Annotated in this window: 22 protein-coding genes; 12 read left to right on the top strand and 10 right to left on the bottom strand. The window is 71.5% G+C overall.

The window, feature by feature from the left end:
• Positions 1-37: 37 nt before the first annotated feature.
• Complete coding sequence (metK, locus tag D9598_RS13145; protein WP_198366986.1) at positions 38-1225, bottom strand: methionine adenosyltransferase; 1188 nt, start codon at positions 1223-1225, stop codon at positions 38-40.
• A gap of 227 nt (positions 1226-1452) precedes the next feature.
• Between metK and D9598_RS13140 the strand changes: the two genes are divergently transcribed.
• Positions 1453-2154: a protein phosphatase CheZ gene (locus tag D9598_RS13140; RefSeq protein WP_198366985.1), complete on the top strand. Its 702-nt coding sequence runs from the start codon at positions 1453-1455 to the stop codon at positions 2152-2154.
• A 6-nt stretch (positions 2155-2160) separates the two neighbouring features.
• Here D9598_RS13140 and dapB read toward each other — a convergent pair whose 3' ends face one another.
• From dapB to D9598_RS13115, 5 genes are all read right to left on the bottom strand, one after another.
• Positions 2161-2901, bottom strand: a complete 741-nt coding sequence (dapB, locus tag D9598_RS13135) for a 4-hydroxy-tetrahydrodipicolinate reductase (protein ID WP_198366984.1) — start codon at positions 2899-2901, stop codon at positions 2161-2163.
• A gap of 114 nt (positions 2902-3015) precedes the next feature.
• A complete protein-coding gene (gene dnaJ, locus D9598_RS13130; RefSeq protein ID WP_198366983.1) occupies positions 3016-4179 on the bottom strand; it encodes a molecular chaperone DnaJ in 1164 nt (387 codons plus the stop codon).
• A gap of 86 nt (positions 4180-4265) precedes the next feature.
• Positions 4266-6188, bottom strand: coding sequence for a molecular chaperone DnaK (gene dnaK, locus D9598_RS13125; RefSeq protein ID WP_198366982.1), 1923 nt, complete (start codon positions 6186-6188; stop codon positions 4266-4268).
• A 123-nt stretch (positions 6189-6311) separates the two neighbouring features.
• Positions 6312-6878 (bottom strand): GNAT family N-acetyltransferase, encoded by a 567-nt coding sequence (locus D9598_RS13120; RefSeq protein ID WP_198366981.1) that lies wholly within the window; start codon positions 6876-6878, stop codon positions 6312-6314.
• A 16-nt stretch (positions 6879-6894) separates the two neighbouring features.
• Positions 6895-7482, bottom strand: a complete 588-nt coding sequence (locus D9598_RS13115; RefSeq protein ID WP_198366980.1) for a nucleotide exchange factor GrpE — start codon at positions 7480-7482, stop codon at positions 6895-6897.
• Between the two features lie 146 nt (positions 7483-7628).
• Between D9598_RS13115 and hemH the strand changes: the two genes are divergently transcribed.
• From hemH to D9598_RS13090, 5 genes are all read left to right on the top strand, one after another.
• Complete coding sequence (gene hemH, locus D9598_RS13110) at positions 7629-8723, top strand: ferrochelatase (RefSeq protein ID WP_198366979.1); 1095 nt, start codon at positions 7629-7631, stop codon at positions 8721-8723.
• The gene (locus D9598_RS13105) at positions 8724-9374 is read left to right on the top strand and encodes an HAD family phosphatase (RefSeq protein WP_198366978.1); all 651 of its coding nucleotides are present in this window, start codon (positions 8724-8726) and stop codon (positions 9372-9374) included. It begins immediately after the preceding gene.
• An 18-nt stretch (positions 9375-9392) separates the two neighbouring features.
• Positions 9393-9845: a protoporphyrinogen oxidase HemJ gene (hemJ, locus tag D9598_RS13100; RefSeq protein ID WP_198366977.1), complete on the top strand. Its 453-nt coding sequence runs from the start codon at positions 9393-9395 to the stop codon at positions 9843-9845.
• A 269-nt stretch (positions 9846-10114) separates the two neighbouring features.
• On the top strand, positions 10115-11389 hold the full coding sequence (gene rho, locus D9598_RS13095) for a transcription termination factor Rho (RefSeq protein WP_198366976.1): 1275 nt from the start codon (positions 10115-10117) through the stop codon (positions 11387-11389).
• Positions 11390-11517: 128 nt separating this feature from the next.
• Positions 11518-12264 (top strand): GNAT family N-acetyltransferase, encoded by a 747-nt coding sequence (locus D9598_RS13090; protein ID WP_198366975.1) that lies wholly within the window; start codon positions 11518-11520, stop codon positions 12262-12264.
• 34 nt (positions 12265-12298) lie between these two features.
• Here the strand turns inward: D9598_RS13090 and D9598_RS13085 are convergent, their stop codons facing one another.
• Positions 12299-13276 carry a quinone oxidoreductase gene (locus D9598_RS13085; RefSeq protein WP_198366974.1) on the bottom strand — a complete coding sequence of 326 codons (978 nt, stop codon included), beginning with the start codon at positions 13274-13276 and terminating at the stop codon, positions 12299-12301.
• Positions 13273-13743 (bottom strand): methylated-DNA--[protein]-cysteine S-methyltransferase, encoded by a 471-nt coding sequence (locus D9598_RS13080; protein ID WP_198366973.1) that lies wholly within the window; start codon positions 13741-13743, stop codon positions 13273-13275. Before D9598_RS13080 ends, D9598_RS13085 begins: the two co-directional genes overlap by 4 nt.
• Positions 13744-13903: 160 nt before the next feature.
• On the opposite strand from D9598_RS13080, the gene D9598_RS13075 reads away from it, so the two are divergent.
• Genes D9598_RS13075 through D9598_RS13050 form a run of 6 tightly spaced genes read left to right on the top strand, consistent with a single transcriptional unit; the run spans position 13904 to position 19806 of the window.
• Positions 13904-14257 (top strand): (2Fe-2S) ferredoxin domain-containing protein, encoded by a 354-nt coding sequence (locus D9598_RS13075; protein WP_198366972.1) that lies wholly within the window; start codon positions 13904-13906, stop codon positions 14255-14257.
• A 56-nt stretch (positions 14258-14313) separates the two neighbouring features.
• Positions 14314-15627 (top strand): tRNA uridine-5-carboxymethylaminomethyl(34) synthesis GTPase MnmE, encoded by a 1314-nt coding sequence (mnmE, locus tag D9598_RS13070; RefSeq protein WP_198366971.1) that lies wholly within the window; start codon positions 14314-14316, stop codon positions 15625-15627.
• A gap of 25 nt (positions 15628-15652) precedes the next feature.
• Positions 15653-17518, top strand: a complete 1866-nt coding sequence (gene mnmG, locus D9598_RS13065) for a tRNA uridine-5-carboxymethylaminomethyl(34) synthesis enzyme MnmG (protein ID WP_198366970.1) — start codon at positions 15653-15655, stop codon at positions 17516-17518.
• Complete coding sequence (gene rsmG, locus D9598_RS13060) at positions 17515-18153, top strand: 16S rRNA (guanine(527)-N(7))-methyltransferase RsmG (RefSeq protein WP_198366969.1); 639 nt, start codon at positions 17515-17517, stop codon at positions 18151-18153. The genes mnmG and rsmG overlap by 4 nt, the downstream gene beginning before the upstream one ends.
• Positions 18140-18949, top strand: a complete 810-nt coding sequence (locus tag D9598_RS13055; RefSeq protein WP_198366968.1) for a ParA family protein — start codon at positions 18140-18142, stop codon at positions 18947-18949. Before rsmG ends, D9598_RS13055 begins: the two co-directional genes overlap by 14 nt.
• A complete protein-coding gene (locus D9598_RS13050) occupies positions 18946-19806 on the top strand; it encodes a ParB/RepB/Spo0J family partition protein (RefSeq protein WP_198366967.1) in 861 nt (286 codons plus the stop codon). The genes D9598_RS13055 and D9598_RS13050 overlap by 4 nt, the downstream gene beginning before the upstream one ends.
• 12 nt (positions 19807-19818) lie before the next feature.
• Here D9598_RS13050 and holA read toward each other — a convergent pair whose 3' ends face one another.
• Complete coding sequence (holA, locus tag D9598_RS13045; protein ID WP_198366966.1) at positions 19819-20859, bottom strand: DNA polymerase III subunit delta; 1041 nt, start codon at positions 20857-20859, stop codon at positions 19819-19821.
• A gap of 12 nt (positions 20860-20871) precedes the next feature.
• Positions 20872-21390, bottom strand: coding sequence for an LPS assembly lipoprotein LptE (lptE, locus tag D9598_RS13040; protein WP_198366965.1), 519 nt, complete (start codon positions 21388-21390; stop codon positions 20872-20874).
• Between the last annotated feature and the right edge of the window lie 40 nt (positions 21391-21430).

The following is a 21430-nucleotide window of genomic DNA, read 5'->3' as shown; positions in this document are numbered from 1 at the left end:
GGCCCCGGCGGCGCCGAAGCGCGCCGGGGCCGCCGCGTCACCGGCCGAAGGCGCGCTTCAGCTCGGCGGCGAGGTCGGTCTTCTCCCAGGTGAAGGTGCCCTTCTCGGCATCCGGCGCGCGGCCGAAATGGCCGTAGGCGCTGGTCGGCGCGTAGATCGGGCGGTTCAGGTGGAGATGCTCGCGGATGCCGCGGGGCGAGAGGTTGACCATCTCGTTCACCACGCGGGCCAGCTTGGTCTCATCCACGTCGCGGCCGGTGCCGTGCAGGTCGAAATAGACCGAGAGCGGCTTCGAGACGCCGATGGCGTAGGAGACCTGGATGGTGCACTTCTCGGCCAGGCCGGCGGCGACCACGTTCTTGGCCAGGTAGCGGCAGGCATAGGCCGCCGAGCGGTCCACCTTGGTCGGGTCCTTGCCCGAGAAGGCGCCGCCGCCATGCGGCGCCGCGCCGCCGTAGGTGTCGACGATGATCTTGCGCCCGGTCAGGCCGCAGTCGCCGTCCGGGCCGCCGATGACGAAGGTACCGGTCGGGTTCACGTAGAACTCGTCCTCGGGCACGCTCCAGCCGTCGGGCAGGCTGCTGACCACGATCGGGCGCACCAGCTCGCGCACCTGCTCCTGCGTCATCCCCTCCTCGTGCTGGGTGGAGACGACGACGGAGGAGACGCCGACCGGCTTGCCGTCCACGTAGCGCAGCGTCACCTGGGACTTGGCGTCGGGCAGCAGGCCGGCCACCAGCTTGTCCTTGTTGCGGCGCAGCTCGCTGATGCGGCGCAGGACCAGATGGGCGTAGTAGAGCGGCGCCGGCATGAGGTCGGGCGTCTCGGTGCAGGCATAGCCGAACATGATGCCCTGGTCGCCGGCGCCCTCGTCCTTGTTGCCGGCGGCGTCCACGCCCTGGGCGATATGCGCCGACTGGGCATGCAGATGGCAGGCGATCTCGGCGTTCTTCCAGGAGAAGCCTTCCTGGTCGTAGCCGATGTCGTGCACCGCCATGCGCGCCAGATGCATCAGCAGCTCGGGCGTCACGCTCGCCGGGCCGCGGGTCTCGCCGGCCAGGATGATGCGGTTGGTGGTGACCAGCGTCTCGCAGGCAACGCGGGCATAGGGATCGGCCTCCAGGAAGGCGTCCAGCACGGTGTCGCTGATGCGGTCGGCCACCTTGTCGGGATGGCCCTCGGAGACGGATTCCGAGGTGAACAGATATTCGCCCTTGTCGCGCATGGCCTCATTCGTCCTCTTGTCGCGGCGGCGACCGGTTCGCCCCGGCCTGGCAGTCCCCCGGGGGTTCCGGGCGGGGGGCTGTTTCGCAAGCGCGGCACAGGGGGTCAAGCGAAGAGAAGGCGAGGCGAGGGCGCCGGGCGCAGGGCGGCCATGCGGCGCGCATGGCAAGGAAGCCTTCACCGGTCCCGCCCTAGGCTCGCGCCGACCTGTCCCGCCTGGAGCCGACCATGACCGCAGAGGCCCGCCTTCCCGATGCCGGCGCCGGATCCGAAGCCGCGCTCCGCGCCGCCGTTCAGGCCGAGGTGGCCCCCCTGCTGAAGGATCTGCGCGGCTTCGTCGACCGCCGCATCGCCGAGCTCAGCGCCGAGCTCAGCGCCACCTCCGACATGGCGGACATGGCGGAGGAGAAGCTGTCCCGGCAGCTGAGCCAGGTGCATGAGCAGATCGCCCAGCTGGTCGCCATCCCGGTCGCCAGCACGCGCAACAGCGGGCTGGAACTGGAAGCGGTGGTGCAGGCCACCGAGGCGGCCGCCAACACCATCATGGAGGCGACGGAGGCGATCCAGGCCTGGATCGCCGGCGGCCAGAAGGACCAGGCCTCGATCGAGGCGCTCTCGGCCCGAGTGAACTCGATCTTCGAGGCCTGCAGCTTCCAGGACATCACCGGCCAGCGCATCCGCCGCGCCATCCAGCATCTGCAGCAGGTGGAGACCATGCTGGAACAGATCGTCCCCGGCGTGACGCAGGCGGGCGGCGAGGCCCTGCCCCGGCCGATGCGAATCGGCACGCCGTACCGGACGGTCAGCACCGAGGCGGCCCTGACCCCGGATCTGGGCCAGGAGGCCATCGATGCCCTGCTGAACGGCGCCGCGCCCGAGAAGGCGGCCGTGCTCAGCCAGGAGGATATCGACGCCCTGCTGAACGGCTGAGCCGGCTCAGCCCATTCCCAGCACCTGCCGCATGCCGTAGAGGCCGGGCGGCTGCCGCACCACCCAGTGCGCCGCCTGCACCGCGCCGGTGGCATAGACGCGGCGGTCGAAGGAGCGGTGGGTGAGGGCGATGTGCTCGCTGGCCCCGGCGAAAAGCAGGGTGTGCTCGCCCACCACCTGCCCCCCGCGCAGGGCGGAGAAGCCGATCGGGCCGGTGGCGCGCGGCCCGGTGTGGCCATCCCGCCCGCTCTCCATGCCGACCTCCTCCAGCGTCGCGCCGCGGCCGCGGGCCACCGCCCGGCCCATCTCGATGGCGGTGCCCGAGGGGGCGTCCACCTTCTGCCGGTGGTGCATCTCGACGATCTCGGCATCGTACTGCGCCGGCGGCAGGGCGGCGCCCATGCGCTCGGCCAGGGCGAAGAGGACATTGGCGCCCGGGGCGAAGTTCGCCGCATAGACCACCGGCACCCGCTCCGCCGCGGCCGCCACCGCCGCCTCCTGCGCCGCCGAGAGGCCGGAGGAGCCCAGGATCAGCGGCCTGCCCTGCGCGGCCGCCAGGGCGGCATGCCGCTCGGCGGCGGCGGCGATGGTGAAGTCGATCACCACATCGCTGGCCGCGAAGAGGGCCGCGGCGTCGCCATCGCGGCCGATGCCGCCCGCCAGGGTGGCGCCGGCGGCGGCCACCTCCTCGGAAAGCAGCTTGCCCATGCGGCCGGACAGGCCGGCGATGCCGATGCGGAGGGTCATGTGGCGCGATCCCAGCAGGACGAAGGAAGCCGAAGGACGGAAGGCCCGGGAGAGGATGCCTCTCCCGGGCCTTTCTCTGCCGCGCCGGCGCGCGAAAGGGAAGCCTGGGGCGGCCTAGCGGCCGAGCCCCTCCCAGAACTCCTTCACCTTGGCGAAGAAGCCCTCGCTTTCCGGGCTGCTGTTGCCGTCCTCCCCGGTCTCGCCCTCGAACTGCTCCAGCAGCTCGCGCTGGCGGGGGGTGAGGTTCTGCGGCGTCTCCACAGCCACCTGCACGTACATGTCGCCCCGCGCCGCCGAGCGCAGCACGGAGAAGCCCTTGCCGCGGAGGCGGAACTGGTCGCCCGTCTGGGTGCCGGAGGGAATGGTGACGCGCGTGCGGCCGCCATCGATGGTCGGCACCTCCACGGCCCCGCCCAGCGCCGCCTGCGTCATGCGCAGCGGCACGCGGACGAAGATGCTGGCGCCATCCCGCTGGAACAGCGGGTGCGGCCGCACCGCGACATCGACATAGAGATCGCCTGCCGGCGCGCCCCGGAGTCCGGCCTCTCCCTCGCCGGAGAGGCGGATGCGGGTGCCATCCTCCACGCCGGGCGGGATGGTGACGTTCAGGCTGCGCTCGCGCTGCACGCGGCCCGCGCCCTGGCAGACCTTGCAGGGGTTCTTGATGATGCGTCCGGTGCCGCCGCAGGTCGGGCAGCTCCGCTCGATCAGGAAGAAGCCCTGCTGGGCGCGCACCTTGCCGGCGCCGCCGCAGGTCGGGCAGGTCTGCTGGCCGCCGCCGCCGCCCTTGCCCTCGGCGCCGCTGCCATCACAGGCCTCGCACTGCACGCTGGTGGTGACGCGGATGGTCTTCTTGGCCCCCGCGAAGGCCTCCTCCAGCGTGATGTCCGCCTGGGTGCGCAGATCGGCGCCACGGCCGGTCGCGCCGGCGCCTCGCCCGGACCGGGCGCCGAACTGGCCGAACATCTCGGCGAAGATGTCCTCGAAGCCGCCGGCGCCGAAAGGTCCGCCGCCGCCGCCGAAGGGCCCGCCGGCCCCGCCGCCCATGCCGCCCTCGAAGGCGGCGTGGCCGTAGCGGTCATAGGCGGCGCGCTTCTCCGGGTCCTTCAGGACCTCATAGGCCTCGTTCACGTCCTTGAACGCGGCCTCGGCCTTCCTGTCGCCCGGATTGCGGTCCGGGTGATACTTCATGGCCAGCTTGCGATAGGCCTTCTTCAGGTCCTCGTCGCTGGCATCCCGGGACGCGCCCAGGGTGTCGTAATAGTCCTTCTTGGCCATCCTTGGCCTGTCCCCCAAGCTCCGGAACGAGGATGCGCCCGGCTGTTGGGCCGGGCGCCTGTCGGGTCAGCGCGGCGGGAGGCCGGTCACTCGGGCTTCTTCTTGCCCGGGTCGACATCCTCGAACTCGGCATCGACCACCTTCTCGCCCGCCTTCGGCTCGCCCTCGGCCGCACCCTGCGCGGCCTGGGCCTCGCCCTCGGCGGGGCCGGACTTGTAGACCGCCTCGCCCACCTTCATCGCGGCGGCGGAGAGGCGCTCGGTGGCGCTGCGGATGGCCTCGGCGTCCTCGCCCTCCTTGGCGCTGCGCGCCGCGGCCAGGGCGGCCTCGGCCTCGGCCTTCTCCGCCTCGGGGACCTTGGCGGCATTGTCCTTCAGCGTCTTCTCGGTGGTGTGGATCAGCGCATCCAGCTGGTTGCGCGCCTCCACCGCCTCGCGGCGCTTCTTGTCGGCCTCGGCATTGGCCTCGGCCTCCTTCACCATCCGCTCGATATCGGCATCCGACAGGCCGGACTTGGCCTGGATCTTGATCTGCTGCTCCTTGCCGGTGGCCTTGTCCTTGGCCGAGACCGAGACGATGCCGTTGGCGTCGATGTCGAAGGTCACCTCGATCTGCGGCACGCCGCGCGGCGCGGGCGGGATGCCCTGCAGGTCGAAGTTGCCCAGCAGCTTGTTGTCCGCCGCCATCTCGCGCTCGCCCTGGAACACCTTGATGGTGACCGCGGTCTGGTTGTCGTCGGCGGTGGAGAAGGTCTGGCTCTTCTTGGTCGGGATCGTCGTGTTGCGGTCGATCAGCCGGGTGAACACGCCGCCCAGCGTCTCGATGCCGAGCGACAGCGGCGTCACGTCGAGCAGCAGGACGTCCTTCACCTCGCCCTTCAGCACGCCGCCCTGGATCGCGGCGCCGATGGCGACGACCTCATCCGGGTTGACGTTGCGGGCCGGCTCCTTGCCGAAGAAGGTCTTCACCGCCTCGACGACCTTGGGCATGCGGGTCATGCCGCCGACCAGGATCACCTCGTCGATCTCGCCGGCGTTCATGCCGGCATCCTTCAGGGCCTTCTTGCAGGGCTCCAGCGTCCGCTGCACGAGGTCATCGACCAGCGCCTCCAGCTTGGCGCGGGTGAGCTGCAGCACCAGGTGCTTCGGGCCCGAGGCGTCGGCGGTGATGAAGGGCAGGTTGATCTCGGTCTGCTTGGCCGAGGACAGCTCGATCTTCGCCTTCTCGGCGGCCTCCTTGAGGCGCTGCAGGGCGAGCTTGTCGCCGCGCAGATCGATGCCGTTCTCCTTCTTGAACTCGTCGGCCAGGTAGTCGATCACCCGCTGGTCGAAGTCCTCGCCGCCCAGGAAGGTGTCGCCGTTGGTGGACTTCACCTCGAAGACGCCGTCACCAATCTCGAGCACGGAGACGTCGAAGGTGCCGCCGCCGAGGTCATAGACCGCGATGGTGCCGGTGGTCTTCTTGTCCAGGCCATAGGCCAGGGCGGCCGCCGTCGGCTCGTTGATGATGCGCAGCACCTCGAGCCCGGCGATCTGCCCGGCCTCCTTGGTCGCCTGGCGCTGGCTGTCGTTGAAGTAGGCGGGGACGGTGATGACGGCCTGCGTCACCTTCTCGCCGAGATAGGCCTCGGCGGTGTCCTTCATCTTGCCGAGGACATAGGCGCTGATCTGCTGCGGCGCCATCTTCTGGCCCGCCGCCTCGACCCAGGCGTCGCCATTCTCGGCGCGCACGATCTTGTAGGGGACGAGATCGATGTCCTTCTTGACCGTCGCGTCCTCGAAGCGGCGGCCGATCAGGCGCTTGACGGCGTAGAGGGTGTCGGTCGGGTTGGTCACCGCCTGGCGCTTCGCGGCCTGGCCGACCAGCCGCTCGCCGTTCTTGGCGAAAGCCACCATCGAGGGGGTGGTCCGCGCGCCCTCGGCGTTCTCGAGCACCTTCACATCGCCGCCTTCCATGATGGCGACGCAGGAATTCGTGGTGCCCAGATCGATGCCGATGACTTTGCTCATCCGAGGTCTCCTTTGCGGCGGATGGGGGCGGCCCAGGCTTGGCGCCGCGCCCATCCCCATATGCTCTTCAGGCGAGGAAAAAGGGGTTGCCGCCCGAACCGGGCGGTTGTGAGTGCGATGTATTCAGCCCGGCGCCACCGGACAAGGGGCATTGCCGCAGCGCGCAAGAAATGTGCCGTCCAATGTCCCGTCCGAGGCGGGGTCCGCGGGAGCCAGGAGATAGACCACCCGCTTGCCGTTGCGCGGATCGGTGGCCTCGCCCACGGGGCGGAAGCCGAGGCAGTGGTGGAAGGCGAGGCTCTCCGGATTGGGCGGGTCGAGATTGACCTCGCAGCCCAGCGCCGCGAATCCCGCCTGTGCCGCCGCCCCGGCCGCCGCGGCGTAGAACCGCCGGCCGAGACCCTGGCCCCGGGCGGTGGCGGAGACCATCACGCGGTCGATATAGGCCGCCTCGGGATGGTGCTCGCGGACCCAAGCGTGGTTGGGTCCCTCCGCCGGCCCCGCCGGGCCGAGCAGGATCAGCAGGCCCGTGGGCGCTCCGACCGGCCCCGCCGCCAGCGCCAGCAGCGCGGCCTCCAGCAGACGGGACAGCGCCGCCGGCTCCAGCGCGTTCACCGCCGGCACATGGCGGTTGTTGAGGGCCAGGAGCGCCGCCCGGTCCTGCGGCGCGACGGGGCGAACCCGGGTCATCAGGCAGTTGGGGTCATCAGGCGGTTTCGGACACGCCCTCGCCGGCCACCACCACCATGGCGGGCTTGAGCAGGCGCCCGTTCAGCAGCCAGGCCGGCGTCCAGGCCTGCAGCACGGTGCCGGGGGCCACGCCGGGCGGCGGCGGCTGCTGCGCCATCGCCTGGTGCATCTCGGGATCGAAGGGCTTGCCGGCGGCGTCCTGCTTGGTCACCCCGTTGCGCTCGAGGATGCCGATGAAGGCGCGCTCGACCCCCTCGAAGCCGCCGCGCAGCTTGGCCAGCAACTCCGGCTCGCCCTCGGCCGGGGGGGGCAGGGAATCCAGGCCGCGGCGCAGGTTCTCGGCCGCCTCCACCACGTCGCGGGCGAAGCGCTGCACCGCATAGGCGCGGGCATCCTCCACCTCGCGCTTGGTGCGGGCGCGGAGGTTCTGCATCTCCGCCTCGGAGCGCAGCCAGCGGTCCTTGGTCTGCGCCAGCTCGCTCTCCAGCTCGGCGATCCGGGCCATGGCGTCGGCGGGCTGCTCGGGGGTGGGCTGGGTGGCGTCGGCCGGCGTTTCCGCCGGCGGGGTCTGGTCGTTCATCACGGAATCATTCTTTTCAGTCATGGCGGTGCCCACAAGGGTCGTTCATGCCTTCACCTAAGGAAGCCGGGCCTCCGTCACAAGCCGCGCCGCGCCTCCGGGGGGCGGGAATGCCCGCCACCCCTTGGGCCGCCCCTTGACCCGGGCGGTTTCCGTGGCATCTGCCAAGCATGTCCGCACCCTCCCGCCCGCGCGTCGCCGTCATCCTCTTCAACCTCGGCGGCCCGGACGGCCCGGCGGCGGTTCGGCCCTTCCTGGAGAACCTCTTCACCGATCCCGCCATCCTGCGCGTGCCGGCCTTCATCCGCCCCTGGCTCGGCCGCCTGATCGCCGCGCGGCGCACCCGGGCGGCCAGCGAGAACTACGCCATCCTGGGCGGCCGTTCGCCCTTGCGGGAGCTGACCGAGGCCCAGGGCGAGGCGCTGGCGGCCGCGCTGGCGCCCGAGATCGAGGCGCGCTGCTTCGTCGCCATGCGCTACTGGCACCCCTTCGCCGAGGAGGCGGCGCGGCAGGTGAAGGCCTGGGGCGCGGAGGAGGCGGTGCTGCTGCCGCTCTATCCGCAGTATTCCACCACCACCACCGGTTCCTCCCTCGACGACTGGCGGGCGGCCTGCGAGCGGGTCGGGCTGGAGCTGCCCGGCCGGACCCTCTGCTGCTGGCACTCCGACCCGGCCTTCGCCGCCGCCACCGCGGCCCTGATCCGCGAGGCCGAGGCGGCGGCGCGGGCGGCCCTGCCGGCGGGGGCGCGGCTGCGCCTGCTGTTCTCCGCCCATGGCCTGCCGGAGAGCATCGTCCGGCACGGTGACCCCTATCAGTGGCAGGTGGAGCGGACGGTGGCCGCGGTGACGGCGGCGCTGGAGCGGCCCGCGGGGGCGCCCCCCCTGGAGCACGGCATCTGCTACCAGTCCCGGGTCACGCCGCAGAAATGGATCGGCCCCTCGCTGGAGCAGGCGCTGGAGGCGGCGGCGCGGGACGGGGCCGCGGTGCTGGTCAGCCCGATCGCCTTCGTCTCCGAGCATTCCGAGACCCTGGTCGAGCTTGACGTGGAGTACCGGGAACTGGCCCACAAGCTGGGGCTGCCGGGCTATTTCCGCGTCCCGGCGCAGAACAGCGACCCCGGCTTCATCGCCGCCCTGGCCGGGCTGGTGCGGCGGGTGCGCGACGGCCAGCGCGCGCTCTGCTCCTTCGCCGGCGCCCGGCAATGCCCCAAGGTCCACGGCGACTGCCCGCATGCCCGCGCCCGCGCCACCCTGGAGACCGCCTGAATGACCCCTCGTCCCGCCGCCATCCTCTTCGACTGCGACGGTGTCCTGGCCGACAGCGAGGCGCTGGCCGCGCTGGTGGTGGCGGAGGATCTCGCCGGGCGCGGCTGGCGGGTCGATCCGGCGCGGTGCCGGGCGATCTTCCTTGGCCGCGCGGTGCCGGACATGAAGCCGGTCATCGAGGCGGAGTTCGGCCCCCTGCCGGCGGACTGGCCGGCACGGATGTCCCACCTCCTGACGGAGCGCATGGCGCGCGATGTCGTCCCGGTTCCCGGCGCGCTGGAGGCGCTGGCGCGCATCGCCGCCGCCTGGCCGGTGGCCTGCGCCTCGAATTCCTCCCGCGCCGAGCTGGCGGCCAAGCTGGACCGGCTCGGCATCGCCGGCGTCTTCGGCGGCCGGGTCTTCTCCTTCGAGGATGTGGCCCGGCCGAAGCCCCACCCCGACATCTATCAGGCGGCCGCGCGGGCCTGCGGCGCCGATCCGCGCGACTGCGTGGTGGTGGAGGACAGCATCCCGGGCATCCGCGCCGGCCGGGCCGCCGGATGCCGCGTCCTGGCGCATGCCGGCGAGCTGCCGCCGGGGCCGCTGGCGGCCGAGGGGGCGGAGCCCTTCGCCCGGATGGCGGATCTGCCCGGACTGCTGGGCCTCGGCTGAGCGGGGAGGGTCGAGCGGATGGATCTCGGCATCCTGGCGGAATGGTATCCCTGGACCAAGGCCCTGCACCTGATCTCGGTCTTCGCCTGGATGGCGGGGCTGTTCTACCTGCCGCGCCTCTATGTCTACCACACCGCCGCGGCGCCGGGCTCGGAGCAGAGCGCGTTGTTCCAGGTGATGGAGCGGCGGCTGCTGCGCGGCATCATGAACCCCGCCATGATCGCCGCCTGGATCTTCGGCCTGACCCTGGTGCTGACGCCGGGCGTGGTGGACTGGGGCGCGGGCTGGTGGCACGGCAAGCTCGCCGGCCTGCTCGGCATGACGCTGTTCCACCACCACCTGGGCTACGCCCGCAAGGACTTCGCCGCCGATCGGCGGCGGCACAGCGAGCGCTACTGGCGGGCGGTGAACGAGGTGCCGACGGTGCTGCTGATCCTGATCGTCGTCATGGTCATCGTGAAGCCGTTCTGAGGGCGCAAAAATCCTGCGGAAAACCTTGAAAGCGAGGGGGAAACCGCCATTTCCCCCATTGACGCGAAGCCCCTGGCGCCCTTAGCCTCCCCACGCTTCCCGTCAATGGCGCCATATCAGGCCACCGGCCCGATCTGACGCCGTGACTCCCTCCTCCTTATTCGGGACATGCCGGCCGCGCCACACGCGGCACCGGCTCGCAGGCAGGCCTTGCCGCCGCCCTTCGGAAGTGTCCCGCTGCTCCCGCCGGAACGGAATGCGTCCGACCCATGCATCTTTCTGAACTCAAGGCCAAGAGTCCCTCGGACCTGCTGGCCTTCGCCGAATCCCTGCAGATCGAGAACGCCTCCATCCTGCGCAAGCAGGATATGATGTTCGCGATCCTGAAGCAGCTGGCGGAGAACGACCAGGCGATCCATGGCGACGGGACGCTGGAGATCCTGCCGGATGGCTTCGGCTTCCTGCGCAGCCCGCAGTCGAACTACCTGCCCGGCCCCGACGACATCTACGTCTCCCCCGCCCAGGTGCGCCGCTTCGGCCTGCGCACGGGCGACACGGTGGAGGGGCAGATCCGGGCGCCCAAGGACGGCGAGCGCTACTTCGCGCTGCTCAAGGTCAACACCGTCAATTTCGAGCCGCCCGAGGCGCTGCGGCACCGCATCAACTTCGACAACCTGACGCCGCTCTATCCGACGCGCCAGCTGAAGATGGAGAACCCCAACTTCGAGAGCGTCGCCAAGGGGCAGCAGAAGGACTACACGCCCCGCGTCATCGACCTGGTGGCGCCGATCGGCATGGGGCAGCGCGCCCTGGTGGTGGCGCCGCCGCGCACCGGCAAGACCGTGATGCTGCAGAACATCGCCAAGTCGATCTCGGCCAACCACCCCGAGGTCTTCCTGCTGGTGCTGCTGATCGACGAGCGGCCGGAGGAAGTCACCGACATGGCCCGCACCGTGCGCGGCGAGGTCGTGGCCTCCACCTTCGACGAGCCGGCGACCCGCCACGTCCAGGTCACCGAGATGGTGCTGGAGAAGGCGAAGCGCCTGGTCGAGCACAAGCGGGATGTCGTCATCCTGCTCGACTCCATCACCCGCCTCGGCCGCGCCTACAACTCGGTCGTGCCGTCCTCCGGCAAGGTGCTGACCGGCGGCGTGGACGCCAACGCCCTGCAGCGGCCGAAGCGCTTCTTCGGCGCCGCCCGCAACATCGAGGAAGGCGGCAGCCTCACCATCATCGCGACCGCCCTGATCGACACCGGCAGCCGCATGGACGAGGTGATCTTCGAGGAGTTCAAGGGCACCGGCAACTCCGAGCTGATCCTCGACCGCAAGCTCTCGGACAAGCGCGTCTTCCCGGCGATCGACATCACCAAGTCCGGCACCCGCCGCGAGGAGGTGCTGATCGACCGCGCGACCCTGACCAAGATGTGGGTGCTGCGCCGCATCCTGAACCCGATGGGCACGCAGGACTCGATGGAGTTCCTGTTGGACAAGCTGAAATACAGCAAGACCAACCAGGACTTCTTCGACGCGATGAACACCTGACAGCAACAGGGCGGCCCCCGGAAGGAGGCCGCCCTTTCTGTATGGGCGCGGCCTGCTCACCCTCGCGCGGGGCTTTTCCTCCCTGACCGGCGGCGTAAGCTGGGCCGGCCGCGCGATGGAGAGCTTCCATGGACCTGGAATGGATCGCCACCCTGGAGCGGGCCTCGCACACGGCGGTGCCGGCGGCGCGCACGGCCTTCGACGGCCCCTTCCTGCTGCGTGGCTTCCTGGGCGGCACCGGCCGCGCCAATGCGGTGAGCGCGCTCGACCCCGCGCCCGACCCGGCCCTGGAGGCCCGCCTGCCGCGCATCGAGGCGGCCTATGCCCGGCTTGGCCTGCCGGCCCGCTTCCGGTCGACGCCGCTCGATCCACCCGGCCTGGAAGCGGCGCTGCTGCGGCGGGGCTACCGGCCGGAGAGCGAGACGGCGGTCATGGCGGGCCCGCTGGAGGGCTTCGCGGCGCCCGATGCCGCGCTCGAGATCCTGCCCGCGCCGGACCCGGACTGGCTCGCCATCCTCGCCACCGCCGAGTACCAGACGCCGCAGCGCCGCGCGGAGAAGCAGGAGGCCGCCGCGATGATGATGGTGCCGGCGGCCTGGCTGCTGCTCCGCATCGAGGGACGGCCGGCGGCCAGCGGGCAGGTGGCGGCGGATGGTCCGCTGCTGGGCTTCTTCGACATCGCCACGGATCCGGCCTTCCGCCGCCGTGGCCTCGGCCGACGACTCCTGGCCGCCGCCGCCGACTGGGGACAGAGCCAGGGCGCCGCGACCGGCTGGCTCCAGGTCTCCGCCACCAATGCGGCCGCCATGAACCTCTATGAAGCCTTGGGCTTCCGCGAGGTCTATCGCTACCGCTACTTCCTGCGCGCCGGATAGCGGCCGGAGTCGATCGCCCCGGAGGCAGGGAGGCTCAGGGCAGGAAGATGGTGCTGCCGGTGGTCCTGCGGGCCTCCAGCGCCCGGTGGGCCTCGGCGGCATCCTTCAGTGCATAGGTCTGGTTGACCTCGATCTTCACCGCGCCGGACAGCACGACCGAGAACAGGTCGTTGGCGGTCGCCACCAGGTCGTCGTGCCGGGCGGTGTAGGTGGCCAGCGTCGGGCGGGTCAGGAAGAGCGACCCCTTCGCGGCCAGGATGCCGATATCGACCGGCGGCACCGCCCCGGAAGCATTGCCGTAGGAGACCATCATGCCGAGCGGCGCCAGGCAGTCGAGCGAGGCGGCGAAGGTGTCCTTGCCGACGCTGTCATAGACCACCGGCAGCATGGCGCCCTGGGTGATCTCCTTGACCCGCGACGGCAGGTCGTCCCGGCCGGAGAGCAGGACATGGTCGGCGCCATGCGCCAGGGCCAGGGCGGCCTTCTCCTCGGTGGAGACGGTGCCGATCACGGTGCAGCCGAGCTGCTTCGCCCACTGGCACATGATCAGCCCCACACCGCCGGCGGCGGCATGCACCAGGATGGTCTGGCCCGCCTTCACCGGGAAGGTCCGGCGCAGCAGGTACTGGGCCGTCATCCCCTGCAGCATCATGCCCGCGGCGGTGCGGTCGTCGATGCCGTCCGGGAGCTTCACCAGCCGGTCGGCCTTCACCGTGCGGGCCTGGGCATAGGCGCCGATCGGGGCCATGGCATAGGCGACGCGGTCGCCCACCGCGACCTCCGTCACCTCGCTGCCCACGGCCTCCACGACGCCGGCGGCCTCCATGCCCAGGGTCGCGGGCAGGGAGGGCAGCTTGTAGAGGCCGGTGCGGAAATACACGTCGATATAGTTCAGCCCGATGGCGCTGTGCCGCACCAGCGCCTCATCCGGCTTCGGCGCCGGCAGCGGCACCTCTTCCCAGATCATCTTCTCCGGGCCGCCATGTTCGTGGATGCGGATGGCGTGGATCATAGAAGGGTTCCTTGCTGCCGGAGGCTGCGGCGTTCGAGATCGAGAAGATAGCGCTTCGTGGTGACGCCTTCGCCCCCCGAATAGCCACCGAGGGCGCCGCCGCCACCGACGACGCGGTGACAGGGGATGATGATCGGGATCGGGTTCCGCCCATTAGCCTGGCCCACCGCGCGGGCGACGGAGCCGAGCTCGTGGGCCAGCTCGCCGTAGCTGCGGGTCTCGCCCGGCGGGATCGCCTGCAGGGCGGCCCAGACCCGCTGCTGAAAGGCGGTTCCGAACGGGGCCAGCGGCAGGTCGAACCGGTTGCGCTCGCCGTCGAAATAGGCCTGGAGCTGATCGCGCGCGGTCCGCAGCAGATCGGTCTCGTGCTGGTCGCGGCCGCGGCCCCAGTCGAGCGCCACGATCGCCCCCTCCTCCTCGGACAGGGTCAACGGGCCAAGGGGGGTCAGGAAGGAAAGCTGGGGCATCTGCGAGGATTCGACACGCTCCGTCGCCAGCGTCAAGAGCCATGACATTGCGGCGCGGGAAGGGGGGTGCCACATCTGACCCCTCGGCCACGCCCTGCCTGAACGGCGAGGGACGGCCAGCCTTCGCCTCTCGGGATCTGCCCCTTTCCGGAAGAATATCGTGACACAACCCGCCGATCCGCCGCCCTATTTCCAGGCGCATGTCTTCGTCTGCTGCAACCGCCGCCCTGACGGCCACCGGCGCGGCTCCTGCGCCGCCGGCGGCAGCGAGAAGCTGAAGGACTATATGAAGGCCCGCGCCAAGGAGCTTGGCATTCCCGCGATCCGGGTCAATCAGGCCGGCTGCCTGGACCGCTGCGAGTTCGGTCCGGTGATGGTGATCTATCCCGAAGGGATCTGGTATCGCGCGCAGACGCGGGAGGATATCGACGAGATCCTGCAGACGCATCTGCAAGAGGGCGGCCGCGTGCGCCGGTTGATGCTGACCGAGCACGACGTGGTCGCCAAGTCCTAGCGGCGCCTCCTGTTTCACGTGGAACGTCCTTCATGGCCGCCGCACAGGGTGTCGGGATGACAGACACCATCTTCGCTTTGGCCTCTGGCGGCAGCCGCGCCGCCATCTCGGTGCTCCGTCTCTCCGGAGCCGGCAGCGGGCCCGCGCTGCGCCGCCTGGCGGGTGGGCTTCCGGCGCCGAGGCAGGCCAGCCTGCGCCACCTGCGCCATCCGGAGGGCGGGGAGCTGTTGGATCAGGCGCTGGTGCTCTGGTTCCCCGGCCCCGCGAGCTATACGGGTGAGGACGTGGCCGAGCTGCATCTGCATGGCGGCCGCGCGGTGCTGGAGGGGGTGAGCGAGGCCCTGCTCGGCCTCGGCCTTCGCCCGGCCGAAGCCGGGGAGTTCACCCGCCGGGCCTTCCTCAGCGGTCGCATGGACCTCACCGCCGCCGAAGGCATCGCCGACCTGATCGCGGCCGAGACGGCGGCTCAGCGGCGGCAGGCCCTGCGCCAGGCCGGCGGTGCCCTGGCCCGGCGCTACGAGGGCTGGAGCGCGCGGCTAACGCGGCTTCTGGCCCATCAGGAGGCCGCGATCGAATTCGCCGAGGATGGCCTGCCGAATGATCTCGAGGCCGAGGTGCGCTCCTCCGCCATGGTCCTGGCCGCGGAGATGCAAGGGCATTTGGCCGAGGGCGGGCGGGGAGAGCGGCTGCGGGAGGGCCTCTGGGCCGTCATCCTGGGGGCCCCGAATGCCGGGAAGTCCTCCCTGCTGAACGCCCTGGCAGGGCGGGAGGCGGCCATCGTCTCCGCCCGCGCCGGCACGACACGCGACATCGTCGAGGTGCGGCTGGAGCTGGGCGGCGTGCCGGTCTGGCTGGCGGATACGGCGGGCCTGCGCGAGACGCCGGACGAGATCGAGGCCGAAGGGGTCCGCCGCGCCCGTCGTCGCGCCGACGAGGCGGATCTCCGCATCGCGCTCTTCGCCGCCGACCAGCCACCCGATGCCGCGACCCTCGCCCTGCTCGATGAGGCAACGCTGGTCGTGGCCAGCAAGGTCGATCTCGCGCCCCCCGCCAAGCTGCCCGGCGGCCGGCAGCCCCTGGCCATCTCGGTGCGGGACGGCACCGGGCTGGAGGAGTTCCGGCGGCGGCTCGACCAGCTGGCTGCCGAGCGGGCCGGCCTGACCGATGAAGCCAGCCTGACACGGCCGCGCCATCGCGCCGCGCTGGACGAGGCGGTGTCCTGGCTGGACCAAGCGGCCGCCGCGCCCATGCCGGAACTGACCGCCGAGGCCCTGAGGGCGGCGCTGCGGGCCCTTGGCCGGCTGACGGGCCGGGTGGGGGTGGAGGCGGTGCTCGACGTGGTGTTCGGGGATTTCTGCATCGGAAAGTAGGGCAAGCCGGTCTATACCCCGGCCTATGCGCAAGACGGATTTCGACGTGGTGGTGGTGGGCGGCGGTCACGCCGGCACCGAGGCGGCGGCGGCGGCGGCCCGATATGGCGCGCGCACCCTGCTGCTGACCCATCGGCTGGAGACCCTGGGCGAGATGTCCTGCAACCCGGCCGTCGGCGGCGTGGGGAAGGGGCATCTGGTGCGGGAGGTGGATGCTCTGGATGGCCTGATCGGCCGCGCCGCGGATGCCGCCGGCATCCATTTCAAGCTGCTCAACCGCAGCAAGGGCCCAGCCGTGCGAGGGCCGCGGGCCCAGGCGGACCGCCGTCTCTACCGCCAGGCCATCCGCGCGCTGCTTGAGGCGCAGGCGGGCCTGACCATCCGCGCCGGCGCGGCGGAAGGGATCGAGAGGGATGCATCGGGGCGGATCGCCGCCGTGGTGACGGAGGCCGGCGAGCGCATCGCCTGCGGCGCCCTGGTGATCACCGCCGGCACCTTCCTGCGTGGGGAGATCCATATCGGGACGCGGCGGCAGCCGGCCGGGAGGGTCGGCGACGCGCCCTCCCTTGGCCTGGCCCTGGCCCTGGAGGCCCTGCATCTGCCGATGCGGCGGCTGAAGACCGGAACGCCGCCCCGGCTGGACGGCCGTAGCATCGATTGGTCGGGGTTGGAGAAGCAGCCCGGGGACGCCGTGCCGGAACCCCTGTCCTGGATGACGGGACGGATCGACAATCCGCAGGTCGATTGCGCCGTCACCACGACGACACCCGAGGGCCACGCGCTGATCCGCGCCAACCTGCACCGGGCCCCGGTCCATTCCGGCCAGATCCAGGGCGTGGGCCCCCGCTACTGCCCGTCGATCGAGGACAAGATCGTGCGCTTCGCCGAGCGGGAGCGGCACCAGATCTTCCTCGAACCGGAGGGCCTGGACGACCACACCATCTATCCGAACGGCATTTCCACCAGCCTGCCGGAGGATGTCCAGCGCGCCTTCCTGGCCACCATCCCGGGTCTCGAGCGGGCCGTCATCCTGCGCCCGGGCTATGCCATCGAATATGACCATGTCGATCCGCGGGCCCTGCGACCCAGCCTCGAGGTCCGGGACGTGCCCGGCCTGTTCCTGGCCGGGCAGATCAATGGCACGACCGGGTACGAGGAGGCGGCCGCCCAGGGGCTCCTGGCCGGTCTCAACGCCGCGCATCAGGCCGGCGGGGGCGCGGAAGAATTGTTGCTTCAACGTACCGAATCTTATCTCGGCGTCATGGCGGACGATCTGGTGCTGCAGGGCGTCAGCGAGCCCTATCGCATGCTGACGGCCCGTGCGGAGCATCGGCTGACGCTGCGGGCCGACAATGCGGGCCTGCGCCTGACGGAGAAGGGGATCGCCTGGGGCGTCGTCGGCCCCGAACGGGCCGGCCGCTTCCGGGCTTTTGCCAAGGCCGTGGCGGAGGCCTTGGAACGGGCCCGCCTGGAAGGGGGTTCTCCAGCCGCCCTGCGGCGCCAGGGCCTCGAGGTGAATCAGGATGGCCGCTGGCGCAGCGTGATGGATCTTCTGGCCCTTCCCGGGATCGAGCCCGCCATGATCCGCCAGGCCTTTCCCTGGCTCATGGAGCTTCCCGAAGGGGTGGGAACCCAGTTGGAGGCGGAGGCGCTCTACGCGCCCTATCTCCAGCGCCAGGAGGCGGAACTGCGGTTGCTGGTGCGGGAAGAGGCGGTCGCCATCCCACGCGCCATCGACTTCGGGCGCATCCCTGGCCTGTCCAACGAGATGCGGCAACGGCTGGGGGCCGCGCAACCGGCGACTCTGGGGAGCGCGGGCCGGGTTCCGGGCGTTACCCCCGCGGCACTGGCCGCACTGGCGGCACATCTGCGGCGGGAGCGTTCCACGTGAAACGGTCCTCCGCTGACGACCTTGCGAGGCCTCTGCCCGGAGCGGCGCAGGTTTCACGTGAAACGCGGGAGCGCCTGGACGCGCTGCTGGCGCTGCTGCTGCGGTGGAACGCGCGGATCAACCTCGTGGCCCGGCAGGCGCCGGAGGAAATCCGTCAGCGTCATATCGAGGATTCCCTGCAACTCCTGCCGCTCCTGCCGGAAGGCCTGACGCCGCTCGCCGATCTCGGTTCGGGCGGCGGCTTTCCGGGTCTGGTGCTGGCGGCGGCGGTGACGAGGCCCGTGCATCTGGTGGAGTCCGACCGGCGCAAGGCGGCCTTCCTGCAGGCCGCCGTCGCCGAGTTGGGGCTTCCGCATGTCACGGTGCATGCCGTGCGGATCGAAACCCTGGACCTGCCGCCCGTCGGCGTATTGACGGCCCGCGCCCTGGCGCCGCTGGAGCGGCTGCTGCCCTGGGCCGCCGCGCTCCTGGCGCCCGAGGGCGTCGCCCTGTTTCCGAAAGGACGGCAGGTCGATCAGGAGCTGTCGGATGCCGAGGCGGCGGGCTGGACATTCTCCGTCGAGCGGTTCATGAGCAACACCGATCCGAAGGCCACCATTCTCCGCATGTCTGGAATCCATCGTGCCGGCGCCTAAGCCCCCTCTGCGCCGTATCGCGCTCGCCAACCAGAAGGGTGGGGTGGGCAAGACCACCACTGCCATCAATCTGGCCACCGCCCTGGCGACCAAGAAGAAGGTCCTGGTCATCGACCTCGACCCGCAGGGCAATGCCTCGACCGGCCTGGGCCTGCCGCGCGCCGAACGGGGCGCCGGGAGCTATGCCCTGCTGGTGGGCCTCAAGCCCCTGGCCGAGCTGATGCGGCCCACCCGCGTGCCCGATCTCTTCGTGCTCCCTGCCGATACCGATCTGGCCGGGGCGGAGGTCGAGCTGGTCGGCATGGAGCATCGCGAGCACCGGCTGCGGCTGGCGCTGGAGGCGGCGGCGGAGACGCTGAAGGATTTCGACCTCATCCTGATCGACTGCCCGCCTTCCCTGGGCTTGCTGACGGTCAACGCGCTGGTCGCGGTGGATGCGGTGCTGATCCCGCTCCAGGCGGAGTTCTTCGCGCTGGAAGGCGTGTCGCAGATCACCCGCACCATCGAGCTGGTCCGGCGGGGCCTCAACCCAGGCCTTACTCTCGACGGCATCGTGCTGACCATGTTCGACCGCCGGAACAACCTTTCGGAGCTGGTGGCGAGCGACGTCCGCGCCTTCTTCCGCGACAAGGTCTTCGAGACGGTGATCCCCCGCAACATCCGGGTCAGCGAGGCGCCCTCGCACGGCCTGCCGGTCCTGCTCTACGACCCGAAATCCGCCGGCGCCCAGGCCTATATCAAGCTGGCCGCCGAGATGCTGCGCCGTGACCGTTCGCGTGGGGACAAAGCCGCATGACCGCCCGCAAGCCCGCTCGTCTCGGCATGGGCCTCTCCGCCCTTCTCGGAGAGGCCGCTCCCGGTCCGGAGGTTGCGGCACCTTCCCTGCCGCGCACCCTGCCGATCGAGGCCCTGGAGCCCGGCCCCTTCCAGCCGCGTGGCCCGATCGACCAGTCGGGCCTGGCGGAACTGGCCGCCTCCATCCGGGAACATGGGGTGTTGCAGCCCATCCTGGTCCGACCCAAGCCCGGCCAGGCGGGGCGCTACCAGATCATCGGCGGCGAGCGCCGCTGGCGCGCGGCGCAGTTGGCGCAGCGGCACGAGGTTCCGGTCTATGTGCACGAGCTGGACGACCGCGCGGCGCTGGCCGCGGCCCTGGTGGAGAACCTGCAGCGCGAGGACCTGAACGCCCTGGAGGAGGCCCAGGGCTACCGGCGGCTCACGGAGGAATTCGGCCTGACGCAGGATGCGCTGGGCCAGGCGGTCGGCAAGAGCCGCAGCCATGTCGCCAATACCCTGCGCCTGCTGGCTCTGCCGCAGAAGGTCCGCGAGATGCTGGCGCGGGGCAGCCTCTCCGCCGGCCATGCCCGCGCCCTGCTGACGGCGCCCGATCCGGTGAAGCTCGCCGAGCTGGTCATCACCCGGGGCCTCAATGTCCGGCAGACCGAGGCGCTGGCGGCGGCTTCCGAGCGGTCGAGGCCCGCTCCGGCCCCCGTCAGCCCCCAGGCCGAGACCCGGGCCCTGGAGCACGACCTGACGGCGCGGCTGGGCCTCAAGGTGGCGATCCAGCATGGCCGCAAGGGCGGGCGGATCACCATCAACTACCGCGACCTCGACCAGCTGGACGGCCTGATCCGCCTGCTCAACCCGGGCTGAGCGGTTCGGGTCTCAGCCGCGCCTTTGCCGGGCCAGCGCCTGCCGGGCCAGGGTCAGCACCGCCGTCTGCGCCACGACACGATCGGGGATGGGGCGGGCGGCGGAGCCGGACTTGCTGAGCTTCTCCGCCTCCAGCAGGGCATCCCCCGCCGCCGCCAGCTGATGCGGCGGCCAGAGCCGCAGCGCCCGCTCGAAACCCGGCTTGAGCCGGAAGAAGACCGGCGGCCGCAGGGCGTCCATGGCCTGCCCAGCGGGCTGTCCGGCAGACATGGCGAGAGCGGCCAGATGCAGGCGCTGCACATGCCGCAGCGCCGCGCGCAGCACCATGACCGGGCTGGCGCCTTCCGAGAAGGCGGCATCCAGCGCGCGGTCGGCGGCCGGGATGTCGCCCGCGGTGGCGGCGATCAGCGCCTCGTCCAGATCCAGCGTCGATCCCTCGCCGGCGCAGGCCAGCACATCCTCCTCGTTCAGCTGCCCGCCGGGGCCGGCATAGAGCGCCAGCTTCTCGACCTCCCGGCGCAGGAGCATGCGGTCCTCGCCCAGCCGTGCCGCCAGCCAGTCCAGCGCCGCGGGCTCGGCGGTGACGCCGGCCTCCCGCAGCAGCCGGGCGATGCTGCCGGCCAGCTCGGCGCCGCGCTCGCGATAGCATGGAATCACCGCCGCCCCCTGCGCGGGCTCCAGCAGGGCACGCAGCTTGGCGCGGGCCGGCAGCTCCCCCGCCTCCAGCACCAGAAGCGCCTCGCCCGGCCCGGCCAGGGCCTCCTTCACCGCGCCCGCCAGGCCATCCACGGCATCCCGCACGCGAACCACCCGGCGCCCGCCGGTCAGGGCCAGGGCGGCCATCTCGCCGGCCAGGACACCCGGCCGCGCGGCCGCCTCGCGCGGCAGCTCAGCGAGCCGGAAGGGATCGTCCCGGCCGATCACCGCCGCGACCAGCGCCTCGGCGCGCTCGCGCACCAGGCCGGCATCCTCGCCATGCAGCAGCACGACGCGGCAGGCCGGGTCCGGCGCCGCCAGGAAGCCCGGCAGGCGGCGCGGGTCGAGCTTCGCCACCCGCCGCCCTCCTCAGGTGCTGCGCCGGTTCCGCAATCCGGCGGCCAGGCGCACCATGATGTCGTCCGCCACCTGCTCGATCAGCCGCTGGAAGGTCGCGTCGCGCGAGAAGTCGCCGGCGAAGAACTGGTTGTCCGGGATGTTGTAGGCGTCGAAGGCGCGCTCGGTCCCCTGCAGCACCGTCGCCGGCGGCGTGCCGGTGGAGACCAGCGCCCAGCTCGCCGTCATGGTGTTGCGTACGCGGGAGGGAGAGCCGTCCCGCCGGAAGCCCTCGAAGTCGATGCCGAGCTGCGGCTGCACCCGCAGCTCATAGGCGCCGTGGCCCGTGCCCGCGCCGCCCAGGCGTTCCAGCAGGGCGCGGCGCAGCAACTGGCCGGTGCGCTCGGGGATCAGCGCGACCTCGGTGTTGGCCAGCACCTCGCGCACCTCGGGCTCCGCCACGCCGGCGGCGCTGGTGGCGCCCTGGGGGCCGTAGAGCGGCTGGAAGCCGCAGCCCGCCAGGGTGACCGCCCCGCCCGCCGCCAACGCCATCAGGCGCCGCCTGGACGGCCGCGGAGAGGCGGTCAGGCCC

This window comes from Roseomonas sp. KE0001, from assembly GCF_016107285.1.
Taxonomy (GTDB): Bacteria; Pseudomonadota; Alphaproteobacteria; order Acetobacterales; family Acetobacteraceae; genus Pseudoroseomonas.
Note: the sequence above shows the minus strand (reverse complement) of the source record. Positions and strands in the feature narration are given on the sequence as shown.

Bases quoted from the DNA above. Each gene is read 5' to 3' on its own strand.
- metK (WP_198366986.1), bottom strand. From the start codon at position 1,225: ATGCGCGACAAGGGCGAATATCTGTTCACCTCGGAATCCGTCTCCGAG.
- D9598_RS13140 (WP_198366985.1), top strand. From the start codon at position 1,453: ATGACCGCAGAGGCCCGCCTTCCCGATGCCGGCGCCGGATCCGAAGCC.
- dapB (WP_198366984.1), bottom strand. From the start codon at position 2,901: ATGACCCTCCGCATCGGCATCGCCGGCCTGTCCGGCCGCATGGGCAAG.
- dnaJ (WP_198366983.1), bottom strand. From the start codon at position 4,179: ATGGCCAAGAAGGACTATTACGACACCCTGGGCGCGTCCCGGGATGCC.
- dnaK (WP_198366982.1), bottom strand. From the start codon at position 6,188: ATGAGCAAAGTCATCGGCATCGATCTGGGCACCACGAATTCCTGCGTC.
- D9598_RS13120 (WP_198366981.1), bottom strand. From the start codon at position 6,878: ATGACCCGGGTTCGCCCCGTCGCGCCGCAGGACCGGGCGGCGCTCCTG.
- D9598_RS13115 (WP_198366980.1), bottom strand. From the start codon at position 7,482: ATGACTGAAAAGAATGATTCCGTGATGAACGACCAGACCCCGCCGGCG.
- hemH (WP_198366979.1), top strand. From the start codon at position 7,629: ATGTCCGCACCCTCCCGCCCGCGCGTCGCCGTCATCCTCTTCAACCTC.
- D9598_RS13105 (WP_198366978.1), top strand. From the start codon at position 8,724: ATGACCCCTCGTCCCGCCGCCATCCTCTTCGACTGCGACGGTGTCCTG.
- hemJ (WP_198366977.1), top strand. From the start codon at position 9,393: ATGGATCTCGGCATCCTGGCGGAATGGTATCCCTGGACCAAGGCCCTG.
- rho (WP_198366976.1), top strand. From the start codon at position 10,115: ATGCATCTTTCTGAACTCAAGGCCAAGAGTCCCTCGGACCTGCTGGCC.
- D9598_RS13090 (WP_198366975.1), top strand. From the start codon at position 11,518: ATGGACCTGGAATGGATCGCCACCCTGGAGCGGGCCTCGCACACGGCG.
- D9598_RS13085 (WP_198366974.1), bottom strand. From the start codon at position 13,276: ATGATCCACGCCATCCGCATCCACGAACATGGCGGCCCGGAGAAGATG.
- D9598_RS13080 (WP_198366973.1), bottom strand. From the start codon at position 13,743: ATGCCCCAGCTTTCCTTCCTGACCCCCCTTGGCCCGTTGACCCTGTCC.
- mnmE (WP_198366971.1), top strand. From the start codon at position 14,314: ATGACAGACACCATCTTCGCTTTGGCCTCTGGCGGCAGCCGCGCCGCC.
- mnmG (WP_198366970.1), top strand. From the start codon at position 15,653: ATGCGCAAGACGGATTTCGACGTGGTGGTGGTGGGCGGCGGTCACGCC.
- D9598_RS13050 (WP_198366967.1), top strand. From the start codon at position 18,946: ATGACCGCCCGCAAGCCCGCTCGTCTCGGCATGGGCCTCTCCGCCCTT.
- lptE (WP_198366965.1), bottom strand. From the start codon at position 21,390: ATGGCGTTGGCGGCGGGCGGGGCGGTCACCCTGGCGGGCTGCGGCTTC.